This window comes from Paraburkholderia sp., assembly GCF_035948235.1.
GTDB lineage: Bacteria > Pseudomonadota > Gammaproteobacteria > Burkholderiales > Burkholderiaceae > Paraburkholderia.
In genome coordinates this window covers 21,033-37,028 of the sequence record NZ_DASZJJ010000220.1, presented here as the reverse complement: position 1 = coordinate 37,028, position 15,996 = coordinate 21,033, and the positions used below count along the sequence as shown (strand labels likewise).

Genomic DNA, 15,996 nt, shown 5'->3' with positions numbered 1-15,996 from the left:
TAACGTCTTTCGCGCACCGTCGATCCAGGGGTGCTCAGCCTGCATCGTTGCGTCATCCGCTACGCATGAAACGAGCGGCCAGCTGTTGCCAGCGGTTTCAATGGACTTGCTGATCGGCGCGCACGACGCGATTGCGCCCGCTTTCCTTCGCGATGTAGAGCCGCCGGTCGGCGACCTGCATGAGCGCTTCGTAATGGGCGCCGCCATCTTCGGGACTGGCCGCCACGCCGATCGACACCGTGAACGCGATGGCATCGGCGCTGCCCGCAGGCGTACCGCTGTCGTGCGCATGCGCCTCGACGGCCACGCGCACGCGCTCCGCCACCGCAGCGGCCGTCGCGAGATCGGCGTCGGGCAGGAGCGCGGCGAATTCCTCGCCGCCCACGCGCGCGGGCAGATCCACGCTGCGCAAATTCGCCTGCAGAACATGCGCGAAGATCGTCAGCACGCGGTCGCCTGCTGCGTGACCATAGCGGTCGTTTACGCGCTTGAAGAAGTCGATGTCGAGCATCAGCACGGCCATGCGCGCCGATGTGGCTGGCTCGCCCTCGCGCGTCCCGACGCTTTCAGCCGTTCGCGCACGGTCCGAGCGATCGAGCGCTTCCGTGAAGGCTTCTTCGAAACGCCGCCGGTTTGCAAGACCCGTAAGCGGATCGCTGCGCGCGAGCGCTTCGAGCCGCTCGCTCGCTTCCACATAATGGCCGAAAATATTCGTCACGATGCGCAGCGTGCCGACCAGCAGCAGGATCAGCACGAACCACGCCGCAATCACCGGGCTGCTGAACACGCGTCGCGCGGCGGCGAGCGTGAGTTCCGCATTGTCGGTGGGCGCCATCAGCATCCAGTGTGTCTGGCCGACGCGCTGATAGAGCAGATAGGCGCCGCGATGTTCGACATAGCCGGCGCCTTCCTTCATCCAGCGATCGACTGAGGTCTGCGCGATCCGCAACAGGTCGGGACTGAAGCCAGGCGGGCGCTGTTCGGTGAGCGCGCCATTGCGGAAATACACCACGTTGCCGTTACTGTTAAGGAGCCCGAATTCAATGGCATCCTCATCGTCGTCATCGGTATTGCTCGAGGCGAGCTGTAACGAAAGCAAGCGCGATTGCGTCAGATCCATCACCACCGCGCCGCGAAAACGGTCGCCCACATAAATGGGCGCGCTAAGCGTCGAAATCGATTCGCCCTTCTGCAGGCCGGTATACACGGGCGTCCAGAGCACGTCGCGCGTGGGATTGCGCGCGGGCAACTGGCCGCGATAGTAATTCATGGTGCTGAAGCGGCGCAGCAGGTCGGTCACCGTGCGGTCCCGATTCTCCGGAGCAATGACGAACAGGCCATTCGAAGAAATAAAGGCGACCGTGCTTTGCACGGCGTCGGCGTGCTGGCTGATCTGCACAAGCGGGCTGATCGCGCGCGCGAGCGCGATATCGGCGGGCAGGGTGGCGGCGTCGCGCTGGAAGCCTTCCAGACCGGCCAGGCTCGTGGCATTGGTGCCGTACACGCTCGGGCCGTCCAGTGCGCCGGCGATCCGCCATGCCGGCTGTGTGGCGGCAGCCAGCGCTTTCATCACGGCAGATTGTTCGGCGGGCGAGGGCTGTTCGTAGGCGTTTAGCTGATGCTCGGCGAAGTTGCGCAGAAACATCAGACGGCGGCGCTCGGCCTCGATCAGCGCGTCCACGCCCACAGCGCGCACTTCGAGATCGCGCTGGCGGCCCAGCAGGTCGTTGCGCGTCAGGTTGTACAACTGGCGCAGGCCGACGAGGCACAACAGCAGCATTGCGACGACAAAGCAGAGCGTGACCACAAGACGTGGCCGCTGCATCACGATGGTGGAAAAACGGTCGGAGCGCGGGTGGCCCGCTTTGCCCTTCACGCTGCGCTGCATGGTGTCGCCAACCCCTTGAAGTTGTGCCGCGGCGCGGCGTCCGGGTATCGGCGCAAGAATAGCATTGCGCCCTGATGCGAGCGCGCTGTTGGGCCTGCTGTGGGCGCTTCCGTTTGCGCTACGCCAGCGCGACGAACTCCCGCACCGTCGCCGCCGTGTCTTTGTCGCGCCAACCCAGCGCGAGGCGCGCGCGCATGCGTACGCCCGTGACGTCGAGATAGCGCACGCCTTTGACCTGGACCTGAGCGATGGCCGCAGGCACGATCGACACGCCGAGCCCCGCCGCCACCAGATTCACCACCGAGGACACCTGCGGAGCGGGTTGCGCCAGGCGCGGGCTGAAGCCCGCCTCGGCGCAGGCGCGCACGATCTCGTCATGCAGCGTCGCGCCCGCCGGGCCGGCCACCAGCACAAACGGCTCGCGCTCCAGCGCCGCCAGCGGCAGGCGGCGGCGCGCAGCCAGTGGATGCGTCGAGGGCAGCGCGATCTTCATCGGCTCGTCGGGGAAGTGATGCAGGGCGACGCCGGGCAGCGTGCTCGCGCTGTCGCGGCCCGGCCGGAAAAACACGGCGTCAAGTCGATCCTCCGCAAGACCTTGAAGCAGCAGTGGCGTGTTGGCCTCGTCGAGCGTCAGATCGACGGCGGGAAAGCGCTGCTTGTAGCGCTGGATCAGGTTGGGCACGAGCGGATTGAACGCGGCCGACCCCGTGAAGCCGATGCGGATCTGCCCCGACTCGCCCCGCGCCGCGCGCTGCGCGACCTGGGCGGCGCGTCCGGCGTCGTCTAGCACGCGGCGCGCTTCGACCAGAAATGCCTCGCCCGCGCGCGTGAGGTCGGCGCCTTGCGGCGTGCGCACGAACAGCTCGACGCCCAGTTCCCGCTCCAGGCTCTTGATCTGCTGGCTGAGCGGCGGCTGGCCGATGCCGAGTTTTTCTGCGGCGCGCGTGAAGTTGCGTTCGGCCGCCACGGCAACGAAATAGCGAAGATGTCGGAGTTCCATGCCAGTGCTAAAAGATATCGCGTTAGCCTGTTCCATATATTGGACAGTATAACGATGCGGCGGGACAATTTGCCTCGTCTTTTGGAATGTCTGTGAGGCATCGCTGTCATGAGTTCGCTATCTACTTCTGTGGGCGTCAATCCCGGCTCCGCCGCTTACCGGCGCATCAGCATCGCGCTGTTTCTGGCCGGTTTCGCGACGTTTTCCCTGCTGTATTGCGTGCAACCTTTGCTGCCCGTTTTCGCCGAACAATTTCATATCGGCGCGGCGCAAAGCTCGTTGGCGCTATCGCTGTCCACCGGTTTTCTCGCCGTATCGATTCTCTGCGCAGGTGCGCTTTCGGAGCGCGTCGGGCGGCGTGGCCTGATCTTCGTGTCGATGACGCTGGCGGCGCTCTTCAACGTGGTGGCCGCACTCGAACCCGGCTGGCACGGCATTCTGGTGGCGCGCGCGCTCGAAGGCTTCGCGCTGGGCGGCGTGCCCGCCGTGGCGATGGCCTATCTCGCCGAGGAAATGTCGGCCGCCGGGCTGGGCCTGGCGATGGGCCTTTACGTGGGCGGCACTGCGTTCGGCGGCATGGTGGGGCGTGTGGGCATGAGCTGGCTCAGCGAGCATCTGTCGTGGCGCACGGCCATGCTTATGATCGGCGTGATCGACATCGCCGCCGCCGTGGCGTTCTTCGTGTTGCTGCCCGCCTCACGTAATTTCGTGCGCCGCGCGAGCCTCAATCCCGCGCATCACATTGCGCTGTGGCGCAAGCATCTGGCTGCGCCGACCTTGCCCGCGGTGTTCGCGACCGGTTGCCTGGCGATGGGCTTTTTCGTGACGATCTACAACTACGCGGGCTTTCGCCTGCTGCTGCCGCCGTTCGATCTGAGTTCGACGCAAACGGGCCTGATTTTCTGCGCCTATCTGTTCGGTATCGCGGCAGCTACCACGGCAGGCGCGCTCGCGGATCGCTGCGGACGCGGGCCGGTTCTGCTCGGCGGCGTGCTGGTGGCGGCGCTGGGACTTGCGCTCACGCTCTCGCATGCGCTGGTGCCCGTGGTGATCGGCATCGTCGTGCTGACGGTGGGCTTCTTCACCACGCATTCGGTCGCGAGCGGCTGGGTCGGGCAGCTTGCCGATGGTGCGAAAGGGCATGCGACTTCGCTCTATCTGCTTGCGTATTATCTCGTCTCCAGCGTGCTGGGTTCCTGGGGCGGCTGGTTCTGGCAGAACGGCCAATGGCCTTCCGTGGCGGGCTTTTCATTCGCGATGCTGGCGGCGTGCGGGGCGCTTGCGATCGTGATTGCGCGCAGGCAGGCACGCGCGGCGGTGAAGCTGGCAAGCTAAAGACCCCAGCAAACCAGCAGCACACAAGCGAAAGCGCGCCGGATAAAAGCCGGCGCGCTTTTTTATTGCCCGCGCAACAGCGAGCAATCGCGACGCTTAACCGCGCCACGGCGAGTGGCGAATTACGCTGCAAAAATTGCCTGCATGAAAATGCGGGTCTTTGTCGGCGAGCACATCGGCCTTGACGTTGCCGAAGGTCGTCGCGGGCTTATGGTGGATGCCATCGTAAAACGCCTGAATGATGTCCTCCTTGAAATGCTCCGTGCGCGGATGTGCGTGCACCACGGCCTCGCGTTCGGCGTCGCTGTATTCGTGATAGGTCAGGCCCAGCACGTCCATCTCCACACCTGCCGTCACCAGCGCGATGACAGGATGCATATGCTGAGGAATCCCAGGCGTGGTGTGAAGCGCGATCGCGGTCCAGACCAGATCGAGATCGTGCTGCGCGATGCCGCGTGCGCGCAGGAAATCGCGCGCGGCGTTCGCGCCGTCCACTTCGAAGCGCTCGTGTTCGCTGCTGTGCGAATGCATCAGTCCGACGTCATGGAACATCGCGCCCGCGTAGAGCAGTTCGGGATCGAACTTCAGGCCGCGATGTTGACCGGCCATCGCGCCAAAGTAAAAGACGCGGCTCGAATGATGGAACAGCAGTGGCGATTCGGTATCGCGCACGAATTCGGTGATTTCGCGTGCGAGCTGGCTGTCGGGGATACGGGGCAGGCCGGTACCGGAAAGATCGAGGCTCATGGGGTGACTCCGTCGGGTTGATGGGATCTATTCTGGCCTGTGCTAGCATTGTCCAATATTGACTGAGTACGTCTAATTCAGACATTTCGCGCGTGATCCGGACGCGTGCCTCAACGCGTGTTTCACCTCCTCGCTCAACCGTTTCAGAGATCTGACCCCATGCCGAAAATCATCGCCATCCTCGCGCTGCCGGGCGTTCAGCTACTCGACGTGAGCGGTCCGCTCGATGTCTTCGCGCAAGCCAATATCGAAGCCGGGCGCACCGTCTACGATCTGCGCGTGGTCGCTTGCCGCCCAGGCCCGATCCGTAGTTCGTCCGGCGTGCGGCTGCTGCCCGACGAAGTGGCCGGCAAACAGCCGTCTGAGCGCGTCCAGGAGCGCATCGATACGCTACTGGTGGCAGGCGCGCCCGATGCCGCCACCGCGCAACTGGCGCCGCGCGTGCTCGACTGGCTGCGCGCCACGGCGACGCGCGCGCGGCGCTTCGGTTCGGTGTGCACCGGCGCGTTTGCGCTGGCCGCCAGTGGCTTGCTGGAGCGGCGCAGGCTGACCACGCACTGGGCGTCCGTGGAGGCGTTGGCGCTGGCCTGCCCTACGGTGTCGATCGAGGCTGATTCGCTCTATGTGCGCGACGGCAAACTGCGCACGGCGGCGGGCGTGACGGCGGGGCTCGATCTGGCGCTGGCGCTCGTGGAGGAGGATCTGGGCCGCGAAATCGCCATGCAGGTGGCCAGCCAGCTCGTCATGTTCTTCAAGCGTCCCGGGGGGCAGTTGCAATTTAGCCGCAAGGGCGAGACGCGACCGGCGGGGCGCTCGGCGCTGCAGGAGGTGCAGCGCTGGGTGGCCGCCAATCCGGCGCTCGCGCACCGCGTCCCCGAGCTGGCTAAGCGCGTGGGTTTGAGTGCACGCCATTTCGCGCGCCTGTTCCAGTCCGAGGTGGGGCTCACGCCCGCCGCGTGGGTGGAGGCCGTGCGCGTGGACGCGGCGCGGGCGATCCTGGAGGCCGAAGCCGAAGCGCCCAAACGCGTGGCCGCGCGCTGCGGGTTTGCAAACGCCGATACCTTGCGGCGTGCATTTATCAAGCATGTCGGTGTCACGCCAGCAGAGTATCGGCGGCGCTTTGGCGGCGCGAATCAGGCGTCGGTCTAGAGCGGTATGCGGTTTGCTTCGCGCGTTTGATTCGACGCGCATGAAAGCGCGAACGGAGGGCAATTTTTCGAACGGGCGACGCCGATCCCGGCGATAATCGCGGCCATGGATTGACCGTCCGCGCAGGCGATGCAGACGGCATGCGCAGTCCAGCGGCCAGGCGCGGCAAAAGAATCACGAAAGAACGACGAAACTGAGCGCAGGCCGCACGGGGACGCCCTGATTTGGGGCATGCGCGATGACCTCGCCGCCTGCGGCCCCATGGCCGCGCGGGCCTGAAGGTTGCGCAGGGGACGATCTGGCGCACAGGCGCCGCAGACCAGCAGGGAGTGCCGACGCGCCGACGCCACGCGCCGGGCCGTGAAAACAAGAATCCACGCGACAAACTATGTATTCGATCTTGCCCGCGTTCGTATCCGCCTTGTTCCTGGGATTTGGCGTGTACGTACTCCTGACGGAAGGCGTGTCGCGCCTTTCGGTGCCGTTCGCATTGATGTGCGCGACCACCTTCGTCTGGCAGGGCACCTGGGCTTTCCTGTTCCAGACCGGTGACCCCGAACTGGCCGATGCGCTCGTCAAGTTCGGCTATCTGTTCATCCTGTTTCTGCCCACGACCTATTACCACTTCAATATCGAGGTCTCCGCGCGGCGCAGCGAACGGCCTTTTTTATTGGCGTCCTATGGCGTGAGCGTAGTGCTCGCCATGCTGCTGATTGCCAGCGACGAGGTGGTGAACGGCTACGGCACGTTCTTCTTCGGCAAATATCCGCATGCCGGGTTGCTGCATCCCGTGCATGTCGCGCAGACCGTGCTGCTCGCGCTGCGTAGCGGCTGGCTGCTGTTTGTCGCGCGCGGCCAGACCCAGGCGCGCGACCGCCGCCGTCTACTCGATCTGTGCATGTTGAGTCTCGCAATCTATGGCGTTGCCGCGAGCGATTACGCGGTGAATTACGGCGTCGCGTTCTATCCTGTGGGCGCCGTGTTTATCGCCGTCAGTCTGGGGATACTCGCCGTCACCATCGTGCGCTATGGCTTGATGCGCCCGTATCTGATCGCGGCGACCGTCGCGCACGAAGTCGCCACGCCGCTGGCCGCCATCGGCATGCACGCCGAAGAAATCGGCAACGTGCTGCCCGAACTCATGCGCGGCTACCAGCTTGCGGTCCAGCATCAGCTTTGCGTGGACGGTCTGTATCCGGGGCAGTCGGAGCGATTGTCGTCGCTCGCCACCTCGATTCGCCGTCAGGTTGACAGCACCAGCACCGTGGTCGAGATGTCGCTGGCGTCGTTCACGCTCGACCGGCTCGACCGGCGCAGTTTCGAGGCCTATCCGATCCGTTCCTGTGTGAACGCAGCGCTGGAGCGATTCCCGTTTCGCGCGGGCGAACGCGAACTCGTGCGCGTGCAGCCGGTCGATCCGCAATTATGCTTTTCGGGCTCGGATTCGCTGGTCGTCTTCGTGCTGTTCAACCTGCTCAAGAACGCGCTCTATGCGATTCACGCAGGCGGCGGAGGCCGGGTGGAAATCGACACGGCCAGCGAAGGCGGCTATTGCGTGCTGCGCTTTACCGATACGGGGCCGGGCATCGCACCGGAAGTGCTGCCGCGCATCTTCGAGCCGTTCTATTCGACCAAATCGCATGGCAAGGGCTCGGGCATGGGCCTCGCGTTCTGCCGCCGCGTGGCCGACGCGCTGGGTGGCGCGATTGCATGCGAGTCGGTGCCGGACGTCGCCACGACCTTCACGCTGTATCTGCCGGAGCCCGGTTCCGCTGCCGATCGCGCGTTGCACGACGGGCCGGGAAAGCCCCGCCGATGGACGGCGGGGCAGGACTATGCGGGTTGAAGTAGCACGCCGTGCGGCGCTTGCCTGGGCCACGGCCCTCGGTTAATCGCTATCAGCAGCCGGAATGGCGAGTCATCTGCGTTGCATGAGGTGCTGGCTTTCGTCCCGGGTTGGTGTCTTGATTCGCGTCTTGATCGACGTGGACGTTCGCGGCCTTAGAGGGCCACGGAAGCGGGCAGCACGATTTCGTATTCCTTGACGCGCTCGATGATGCCCGGCGGGAAACGGCGAATCCGCTTGTCGGTGCCAGCAAACAGGATCTGCTGGTAGCCGAGCGAAACGGGACGCCCATCGACGCAGAAGCGGAACACGAGATAAGCGGAGCATTGGCGCACCTGGAAGGTGTTCAGGTAGCAATCGACGCGCTGGAACGGAAACGTCTCTTGCACATATTCCTGGTGCGCGCGTTTCGTGACAAAGATGCCACCGGCCGCGAGCAGATTGTTATGGATGCATTCGTGGAACCAGCGCTCGCGAACAATGCCCTGCCATTCGAAATAGCGGGCGAAGTAGGTGTTCATGAAGGCATTCGAGTCCTTGAGATAAATGTCGATGACGTGGTGGAAGGTTTTGAGGGGCGTGGCATCCATGATTTCGTCGGAAAAACCGTTGGCGCCACGGGAGAGAACTGCGGGGATGGATTCACGAGCGTTCATTGAATGAACTCCAGATGAAATGGCCGCTGGCGGGGCCGCGCATGCCTTCGGAAGGTGAAGACATGCCCCCAATTCTCGGCGCGTTAACTGGGCGCCAATACCGCGCTCACCACACAGCGGCACGGCGCGTGCTCGCAAACGATTTCGCATTTATTACGCATAGATTTCGCGTGGATTTCCCTGAAATTCGTATGGGTTTTACCCGACTGCGCGACGCCCGCCGAACGTGTCGCCCCATACAACAGCCATGCCGCAACGGTTGCCGAGCCTGGCATGAGGCCGCATAATCTGGCAGCGATGGCGTTGCGATGCGGTTTGTGTGAACCCTTGCTTGAACCCGCCAGGCGGGTCATCTGGGACAATCGTTTTGCAGGTAGTCGCTAGCAACGAGGCATATACATGAGTTCGATCGTCAGGCAGCCGGTTTTCTACCCCGTATCCGTGGTCTTTCTCGACGACAGTGCGGACTTTCTCCACGCACTGCGCGGTCTTTTCCCGCAGGCGCCCACACATCATTTCTTCACCTCGCAGGACGACGCGCGTGCGTTCATCGAAGCCGCGAGCGAGCGCGGCGCACGCCATAGCCCGATGTCGGGCGCGGCGTGGTCGGAGTTCGAAAAGAAAGGCGGCAATGCGCTCGGCCACGACGCGCTGGCCAACGCCGCACGCTTCGAGGACGTGGCCGCTATCGTGGTGGACTACGACATGCCCGGGCAGGACGGGCTGGAGTTCCTCGCCTCCGTGAAGGACGCCAACTGCACGCGCATCCTGCTCACCGGCACCGCCGACGAATCCCACGCGGTGGACGCCTTCAACGCCGGGCTGATCCACTTCTACGTCAAGAAGTCGGACCCGGCGATGACACGCAAGCTGGCGCAGGCGCTTTCCAACGCGCAGCAGAAGTTCTGCGCGCAGCATGGCCATATCGGCGTGCATGGGGTGGGCGCGGTCTACGCAGACCGGCGCACGAACGAGGTGCTGCAGACGCTCGCGCAGCGCGAGCGCATCGTCGAATATTATTGGCGGCCCGAACAAAATGCAGTGCTGACCTTCGACGCGCAAGGGCAGGCAGGTGTGTTCCTCGCCTGGGACGCGCACGACTGGGATGCGCAATGCGACGTGGTCACCGACGAGGGCGGTCCCGCCGCCTTGCGCGACGAGATGGAAGGGCGTCGCATCATGCCGGTGTTCTGGCCTAACGAGGCGTACCGCCCGGGCATGGCGCGCGTGGAGTTCGCGGTGCCGCAGCAGGTGCCGGGCTCGCAGGATATCTACACGAGCTGGACGCGCATCGAAGGCGTAGAGCTGGCGCCGGATCTCGTAACCTATGCGCAGTGGTTGCGTTCGCAACGAAACGGCTAAGGTTAATCTGAAGCGTAAAAAAGGGCACCTGCGGGTGCCCTTTTTCATTGGCTCATCGGCTCATCGGAACATCAGAACGTTTCCCAATCCTGATCGCTGCCCGCCGTTGCGAGCACCGCTGACGGAGCTTGCGTGGGTGCCTTCGGCGTGGACTTGAGTGTGGACTTGAGCGCGGGTTTGCGTGCCGGTGTCGCGCGTTTCTCCTGCCTGGCGGCTACCGGCTTAACCGGGTGAACTGCGCGCGCCGCGGCCTGCACAGGCGGGGTGAGCGCGACCGGCTGCGCGCCGATCCTGAACGCCGCCGCCGCATCGCGCAGGCTGCCCGACTGCGTGGCCATCGACTGCGCTGCGGCCGACGCCTCTTCCACCAGTGCGGCATTCTGCTGAGTCACTTCATCCATCTGCGCGACCGCGCGATTGACCTGCTCGATGCCGGTGTGCTGCTCCTCCGATGCCGCGGCGATCTCGCCCATCAGATCGGCCACGCGGCGCGCGGACTGCACCACTTCGTCGATGGTCGCGCCGGCTTCATCGACGAGCTTCGAGCCTTGCGCCACCTGCTCCACCGACTGCCCGATCAGGTCCTTGATCTCCTTGGCGGCGCTCGCGCTGCGCTGCGCGAGCGTGCGCACTTCGCCTGCCACCACCGCGAAGCCGCGGCCTTGCTCGCCCGCGCGCGCCGCTTCCACAGCGGCATTGAGCGCGAGAATATTGGTCTGGAAAGCGATGCCGTCGATCACGCCGATGATCTGCTCCACGCGCTCCGAAGTCTCGGCGATGCCATGCATCGTCGTCACCACGCGGCGCACGACTTCGCCGCCCCGCGCAGCCACATCGGATGCGTTGACGGCCAGCGTATTGCCCTGACGCGCGTTGTCGGTGTTGTGCTTCACGGCGGCCGTGAACTGCTCCATGCTCGCGGCGGTTTCTTCCAGCGAGGCGGCTTGTTCCTCGGTGCGCGAGGACAGATCGCGATTGCCCGCCGCGATCTGATGCGCGCCCGTCGTGATCGATTCCGCCGACGTCTGAATGCGCTGCACCGTGTCCACAAGCTGGCGTTGCATCCTGCTCATCGCATGCAGCAGGCTGCGATCGTCGCCGGGCGCGACGCGCACCTGCGCCGTGAGATCGCCAGACGCGATGCGCTCGCAGATATCGGCGGCATAGTCGGGCTCGCCACCCAGGCTCGTGCGGATGCTACGGATCAGCCAGAACATGCCCAGCGTGAGCGCCACGCCAATCAGCGCAACCAGTGCGAGATTGCGGATCAAGGCGCTATAGAAGGCGTCGTCGATATCGTCCAGATAGACGCCGGTGAACAGATGCCAGTCCCAGTCGGGCACGACATCGGCGTAACTGATCTTCTCGACCGGGCTGCTATGGCCGGGCTTCGGCCACACATAGGTGCTGACATGATTGCCGCCTGGCGACGAACTCTTCACGATCTCCAGCGCGATATGCGTGCCGTTCGAATCGACCATGCCTGCCTGGCTCTTGCCTTCGAGTTCGGGCTTGGGCGGCACCAGCAGCGCGGTGGCGGAACTGTCGTAAATGCCGAAATAGCCGCTCTGGTCCGCGCCGTAACGCAGGCCGCGCAGCGCGGCGATGGCTTGACGCTTTGCCTCGTCGCTAGAAAGATGACCTTGCGAAGCTTCCTTCTGATAAAACCCGACCACGCCGAGCGCGGTTTGCGTTTCCTGCGCGAGATTGCCCTTGCGATCGTCGAGCATGCCCGCGCGCGTCATGACGGCATTGACCACAACCAGCACCACGAGGGCGATCCACAGCAGCGCGACGATGCTCCACGCCTTTTGATTCAACGACAGTCGCTTCACGTTCTTCGTTTCCTCCGAGCCTGGCTGCCGCGCGCGGCAAGCCACGTTTGATGGCGCAAGGCGGTACGTCGCCGCCTTTCCCGCCATGTTTAACGGCGCGCACCAGGGGGAACTGAAGGTGTCCGGGTGAGATTGATACGCTTTTGTCGTGCTTTATTGCAAATGGGTTGATGCAGGAGTGAATGATTCGTCAGATGAATAGGCGTGAGCCCTGCCATGATCGTTGCGTGCGCAACGGATGGTTAACGCCTGAAGCGCCCAGTATTCAATCCACTGACGATTTCCGCGGCGATGGCTTCGGGCGGCGCTGTCTCGTCACTGAGCGCTTCGCCTGCGCCTTCACCGGCGAATAGCGTGTAGAAGCCGCGTAGCGTTTCGTAATCGCCGATCTTGCCCGCATCGCGACCGCAGGCGCGCAGCGCGCAGGTTTCGACGCTCGGGCGCAGCAGCACGTAATGCAGCGGGATTTCCTTGACGATGGCGCGCAGCGTGTCGAGCATCGCGGGCGGAATCGAGAAGTCCAGCACGACGTGAAAGTCCGAGCGCGCAAACGGAATGCAGGCTGCCGTCATCGAGCGGATGATCGTACGAAAGTTTTGATGGCGCTCGCGCGCGTCGGGTTTGACGATGAACGGCCAGAAACGGTCGCCTTCGATACAGGCAACCGGCTGGGGCAGCAAGGGAGTCAGGGCTTTAGCGACCGACGTCTTGCCGCTGCCGGGCGGGCCGCTTAGAACGATTATCTGGCCGCTATGTTCTTGCTGACCGTTCTGCTCCGGTCGGCCCTGAGGGGTGCTGGTTGGCATAAGGGCCTCTTCGGGCAGGGTGAGTGTCATTTCAACGCGGTCTCAGCGCGTTTCAGCGCGGTTTCAGCGCGGTTTCAGTATAGTGCCGCCGTTGTCCCGCGCGGGCACGGCGCGGACTTCACGATGTAACCGTCGGTGTGATAGTTTGTCTGAGGTAAGCGCGGCGTACACGGTCGATCGGCGCCTGATCGACGTGCGCACCGCCAGGAGACATACGCATGCAGACCACCCGACTCACCGACTGGAACCAGTTCATGGAGCTGACGACTCAGCTCGACGGCTGGGCGTTTCGCGGGCAGCAGAATGCCCTATGGCGGCTGGAAAGTTCGCTCTCGCGCTATATGCGCGACTACGTGGACGATCACAGCCAGTGGCGCGCGCGCGAGGAGCGGGCGATTCGCGTGTTCCGCCGCAAGGCGCACAACTTTCTCGCCCATCCCGACATCCTGGCCGACGACTTGCGCTGCCTCGCGCTGATGCAGCACCATGGCGCGCCCACGCGTTTGCTCGATTTCACCAAAAGTCCCTTCGTGGCGGCGTTTTTCGCGCTCGAACGCGCGACCAGCGACGCCGCCGTCTATGCGCTCAACACGCCCGCGCTATGGAATAATCGCGCGCGCCCCAAAGCCGATCCCACACTCACGCGCGACGTGATCGACCCGCGCGCGCCAGGTCAATTCGAGCATTACTTCTTCTGCAATACGAACGAAATTCTCTGGTCGGGCGAGCCGTCCGAAATGGACGACCGACTGGTGGCGCAATCGGGTACCTTCGTGGTGCCGGGCGTGATCGACAAACCCCTTCAGGCGATCCTGGACGGCTACGACACCAACGAGGAACTGCTGCATCAGATCGTGCTGCCCGCGAGTATCCGCGTGGATGCGATGAAATGGCTGTATCGCATGAACATTACCAATGCGTCGCTGTTTCCGGGGCTGGACGGCCTTGCGCGTTCGATTGCCGTGGAACTGGAAATCGTCTGGTCGGGGATGATGCAAGCGCAGTGAGAGGCGTATTGCGCTTGCAATCGAACGAGTCATTGCGCCGGGCTTTGCCTTCCGCTCAAGCCTCGCAGGTCCCGCCCGTGAGCAGAAACGGCACTGGCGCGACCAAAGTGCGCAAGGTCTGCAACGTCACCGGCCTGGAAAACCAGAACCCTTGCGCTTCGTCGCAGCCCAGTCCGCGCAGGCGTTCGGCCTGCTCGGCGGTCTCGATGCCCTCGGCTGTCACCTTCAGCTCCAGCGCATGAGCCATCGAAATGATCGCGCCCACCAGCGCTTCGCTGCGCGGGTCCGTCGCCATCTTCGTCACGAAGGAACGGTCGATCTTGATGCGGCTTAGCGGCAGGCTCGCGAGCCACGCCAGATTCGAATAGCCCGTGCCGAAATCGTCCACCGCCACCTCGATACCGAGCGCGCGCAGCGCGTGCAGCGTGCGCACGGTGCGGCCCGTATCGCAGAAGAGCATGCTCTCGGTGATTTCGATTTCGAGCTGATCGGGCGCGAGCGCGGCTCGCTCAAGCGCCGCCTCGACCTGCGCGGCGAACTGCGGATTGATGAATTGCTGCGGCGAGACGTTGACCGCCACCTTCGGCAGCGTGCGCGCGAGGCGCTGCAATTGCCCGGTTTCGCGGCAGGCGGTCGCCATGACCCACGCACCGATGGTATCGATCAGCGAGGCTTCTTCCGCAATCGGGATGAACTCGCCGGGGCTCACCAGCCCATGCACGGGATGACGCCAGCGCAGCAAGGCTTCGGACTGGATGATCGCGCCACTCTGCAAGGAGACGCGCGGCTGATAAAGCAGAAACAGCTCGCGCGCGTCGATGGCATGGCGCAGCGCGTTTTCCAGCTCCAGTTGCCGGGTGGCGCGTTGTTCCTGCGCACGCGCGAAGCGGCACACCTGACCGCGTCCGGCGCGGCGCGCTTCTGATACGGCCACGCCCGCGCGGCGCACAAGCGTGGCGGCGTCGTCGCCGTCGGCGGGATGACGCGCGGTGCCGATATTCAGACTCACTTTTGCACCGGGTTTGCCGTGCGCGTGCGTATCAGGATGCGTTTGAGTTTGCGCTTGCTTCTGCGTTTGAGTTTGCGTCTGGGCGGATTCATCGCCTTGCGCGAAGGCTTCGATGAGCGCCTCGGCGACTTCCGTGGCGTCGTCGCCGCGCCCCGGTAACGCCAGCACGAACTGGTCGCCGCCGATGAAACCCATCGGCACGTCGCCGCATTGCGCATGCGCAAGCCGCCGCAGCCGCGCGCCCGCGTATTCGAGCGCGAGATCCGCACCCTCGGGGCCGAGCGCTTCGCGCGTCTTCTGCAGATCGTCGATTTCGATCACCAGCACGGTGAGCGGCTCGCCGCTGCGGCGGCTGCGCGCGAGCGAGAGATCGAGCCGTTCGAGGAACAGCTCGCGATTGGGCAGGCGTGTCGCGCTGTCGTGATGGGAGACGTACCAGAGCCGCGCCTCGGCGTGCGCGTGCCGCGTGGTGTCGACGGCAATGCCGATGTAGTGGCCCGCATAGCGCGCTTCCAGCGCGCCCGTGAGCGGCGCCATGGCAAGCGACACCGGCACGCGCGTACCGTTGCGGCGCACATAGGACCACTCGCCGCGAAACTGCGCGAGCGCTTCTGCGCTGGTGGGCGGCAGCGGCCCGACGCGCCGCACCAGTTCGGCAGGGTCGTGCAGCGCGAGGAATTTGCGCTGGTCGATCAGGTCCTGCTCGCGGTAGCCCGTCAACTGCTCATAGGCGCTGTTGACGCGCGCGAAAACCCCGTCGGGGCGGCACAGAAAGGCACCGAACGGCGCGGCAAGAAAGGCCGATTCATAGACGCTGGGCGTGTTCATCGAAGTCCTGTGCGCGTGGCATGGCGAACCCGCGCGCCGCCGGGCGTAACGGCGCGTGTCGCCTTGTCGTTATACGCAGCGACGAAGCAGGAGCCATGCCATATCCGATGCGCGCGCAACGGACTCGCTGGTCGACCTCAGGAAAGGACGGTTACGTAACGCGCGCCAGGTCGGCCGCATTCGTGTTACGTAACGCGCCGCGACGTCGTTCCTGCGGGCCTTAACACGCTTCGGGACGCGGCAGATTGAGGTCGGGCGCAAGGCGCGTGGCCTTGAACTCCGTGACGGCGTAACTGGCGAGTCCTTGCTGCGCGAACGGATCGCCCGCGAGGATCGCATCGAGGCGCGTGCGCTCCATATTCGACGCGATGATGACGCCGCCGTCGCGCGGCACCCTCGGCCCCGCGGCGACGAAATGGCCGCTGGCGAACTGCGCGTCGAGATAATCGCGGTGCGCGGGCAGGGCGTCGTCGATGCGTTCGAGCGAGGCGGTATAGGTCAGCGAAACGATATACATGCGAATTCCAT

General features: G+C 64.5%; 13 protein-coding genes. 5 read left to right on the top strand and 8 right to left on the bottom strand.

Going from position 1 to position 15,996, the window contains the following annotated elements:
* Nucleotides 1-97: 97 nt before the first annotated feature.
* Complete coding sequence (locus VG320_RS18995) at nt 98-1,888, bottom strand: diguanylate cyclase (protein ID WP_327201629.1); 1,791 nt, start codon at nt 1,886-1,888, stop codon at nt 98-100.
* Between the two features lie 118 nt (nt 1,889-2,006).
* Nucleotides 2,007-2,888 (bottom strand): LysR family transcriptional regulator, encoded by an 882-nt coding sequence (locus VG320_RS18990; protein WP_327201628.1) that lies wholly within the window; start codon nt 2,886-2,888, stop codon nt 2,007-2,009.
* A 108-nt stretch (nt 2,889-2,996) separates the two neighbouring features.
* On the opposite strand from VG320_RS18990, the gene VG320_RS18985 reads away from it, so the two are divergent.
* Complete coding sequence (locus VG320_RS18985; RefSeq protein WP_327201627.1) at nt 2,997-4,223, top strand: MFS transporter; 1,227 nt, start codon at nt 2,997-2,999, stop codon at nt 4,221-4,223.
* A 96-nt stretch (nt 4,224-4,319) separates the two neighbouring features.
* On the opposite strand, the gene VG320_RS18980 is transcribed toward VG320_RS18985, so the two are convergent.
* Nucleotides 4,320-4,970, bottom strand: a complete 651-nt coding sequence (locus VG320_RS18980) for an HD domain-containing protein (protein WP_327201626.1) — start codon at nt 4,968-4,970, stop codon at nt 4,320-4,322.
* A gap of 159 nt (nt 4,971-5,129) precedes the next feature.
* Here VG320_RS18980 and VG320_RS18975 point away from each other — a divergent pair, with 159 nt between their 5' ends.
* The gene (locus VG320_RS18975; RefSeq protein WP_327201625.1) at nt 5,130-6,119 is read left to right on the top strand and encodes a GlxA family transcriptional regulator; all 990 of its coding nucleotides are present in this window, start codon (nt 5,130-5,132) and stop codon (nt 6,117-6,119) included.
* A 388-nt stretch (nt 6,120-6,507) separates the two neighbouring features.
* The gene (locus VG320_RS18970; RefSeq protein WP_327201624.1) at nt 6,508-7,965 is read left to right on the top strand and encodes a sensor histidine kinase; all 1,458 of its coding nucleotides are present in this window, start codon (nt 6,508-6,510) and stop codon (nt 7,963-7,965) included.
* A 155-nt stretch (nt 7,966-8,120) separates the two neighbouring features.
* On the opposite strand, the gene VG320_RS18965 is transcribed toward VG320_RS18970, so the two are convergent.
* Nucleotides 8,121-8,621 carry an acyl-CoA thioesterase gene (locus tag VG320_RS18965; RefSeq protein WP_327201648.1) on the bottom strand — a complete coding sequence of 167 codons (501 nt, stop codon included), beginning with the start codon at nt 8,619-8,621 and terminating at the stop codon, nt 8,121-8,123.
* 399 nt (nt 8,622-9,020) lie between these two features.
* Here VG320_RS18965 and VG320_RS18960 point away from each other — a divergent pair, with 399 nt between their 5' ends.
* Nucleotides 9,021-9,983, top strand: coding sequence for a response regulator (locus tag VG320_RS18960; protein WP_327201623.1), 963 nt, complete (start codon nt 9,021-9,023; stop codon nt 9,981-9,983).
* A gap of 71 nt (nt 9,984-10,054) precedes the next feature.
* On the opposite strand, the gene VG320_RS18955 is transcribed toward VG320_RS18960, so the two are convergent.
* Together VG320_RS18955 and VG320_RS18950 are read right to left on the bottom strand one after the other, a co-directional pair.
* Nucleotides 10,055-11,818, bottom strand: coding sequence for a methyl-accepting chemotaxis protein (locus VG320_RS18955; protein WP_327201622.1), 1,764 nt, complete (start codon nt 11,816-11,818; stop codon nt 10,055-10,057).
* A gap of 242 nt (nt 11,819-12,060) precedes the next feature.
* Nucleotides 12,061-12,624, bottom strand: coding sequence for a phosphotransferase-like protein (locus tag VG320_RS18950; protein ID WP_327201621.1), 564 nt, complete (start codon nt 12,622-12,624; stop codon nt 12,061-12,063).
* A 218-nt stretch (nt 12,625-12,842) separates the two neighbouring features.
* On the opposite strand from VG320_RS18950, the gene VG320_RS18945 reads away from it, so the two are divergent.
* The gene (locus tag VG320_RS18945) at nt 12,843-13,631 is read left to right on the top strand and encodes an FRG domain-containing protein (RefSeq protein ID WP_327201620.1); all 789 of its coding nucleotides are present in this window, start codon (nt 12,843-12,845) and stop codon (nt 13,629-13,631) included.
* A gap of 55 nt (nt 13,632-13,686) precedes the next feature.
* Here VG320_RS18945 and VG320_RS18940 read toward each other — a convergent pair whose 3' ends face one another.
* Both VG320_RS18940 and VG320_RS18935 read right to left on the bottom strand, forming a co-directional pair.
* Nucleotides 13,687-15,468: a putative bifunctional diguanylate cyclase/phosphodiesterase gene (locus tag VG320_RS18940; protein ID WP_327201618.1), complete on the bottom strand. Its 1,782-nt coding sequence runs from the start codon at nt 15,466-15,468 to the stop codon at nt 13,687-13,689.
* Nucleotides 15,469-15,688: 220 nt separating this feature from the next.
* Nucleotides 15,689-15,985 carry a YciI family protein gene (locus tag VG320_RS18935; protein WP_327201617.1) on the bottom strand — a complete coding sequence of 99 codons (297 nt, stop codon included), beginning with the start codon at nt 15,983-15,985 and terminating at the stop codon, nt 15,689-15,691.
* Between the last annotated feature and the right edge of the window lie 11 nt (nt 15,986-15,996).

Excerpts from the sequence above, each read along its gene's own strand:
- VG320_RS18995 (WP_327201629.1), bottom strand. The coding sequence starts at position 1,888 with ATGCAGCGCAGCGTGAAGGGCAAAGCGGGCCACCCGCGCTCCGACCGT.
- VG320_RS18990 (WP_327201628.1), bottom strand. The coding sequence starts at position 2,888 with ATGGAACTCCGACATCTTCGCTATTTCGTTGCCGTGGCGGCCGAACGC.
- VG320_RS18985 (WP_327201627.1), top strand. The coding sequence starts at position 2,997 with ATGAGTTCGCTATCTACTTCTGTGGGCGTCAATCCCGGCTCCGCCGCT.
- VG320_RS18980 (WP_327201626.1), bottom strand. The coding sequence starts at position 4,970 with ATGAGCCTCGATCTTTCCGGTACCGGCCTGCCCCGTATCCCCGACAGC.
- VG320_RS18975 (WP_327201625.1), top strand. The coding sequence starts at position 5,130 with ATGCCGAAAATCATCGCCATCCTCGCGCTGCCGGGCGTTCAGCTACTC.
- VG320_RS18970 (WP_327201624.1), top strand. The coding sequence starts at position 6,508 with ATGTATTCGATCTTGCCCGCGTTCGTATCCGCCTTGTTCCTGGGATTT.
- VG320_RS18965 (WP_327201648.1), bottom strand. The coding sequence starts at position 8,621 with ATGAACGCTCGTGAATCCATCCCCGCAGTTCTCTCCCGTGGCGCCAAC.
- VG320_RS18960 (WP_327201623.1), top strand. The coding sequence starts at position 9,021 with ATGAGTTCGATCGTCAGGCAGCCGGTTTTCTACCCCGTATCCGTGGTC.
- VG320_RS18950 (WP_327201621.1), bottom strand. The coding sequence starts at position 12,624 with ATGCCAACCAGCACCCCTCAGGGCCGACCGGAGCAGAACGGTCAGCAA.
- VG320_RS18945 (WP_327201620.1), top strand. The coding sequence starts at position 12,843 with ATGCAGACCACCCGACTCACCGACTGGAACCAGTTCATGGAGCTGACG.
- VG320_RS18940 (WP_327201618.1), bottom strand. The coding sequence starts at position 15,468 with ATGAACACGCCCAGCGTCTATGAATCGGCCTTTCTTGCCGCGCCGTTC.
- VG320_RS18935 (WP_327201617.1), bottom strand. The coding sequence starts at position 15,985 with ATGTATATCGTTTCGCTGACCTATACCGCCTCGCTCGAACGCATCGAC.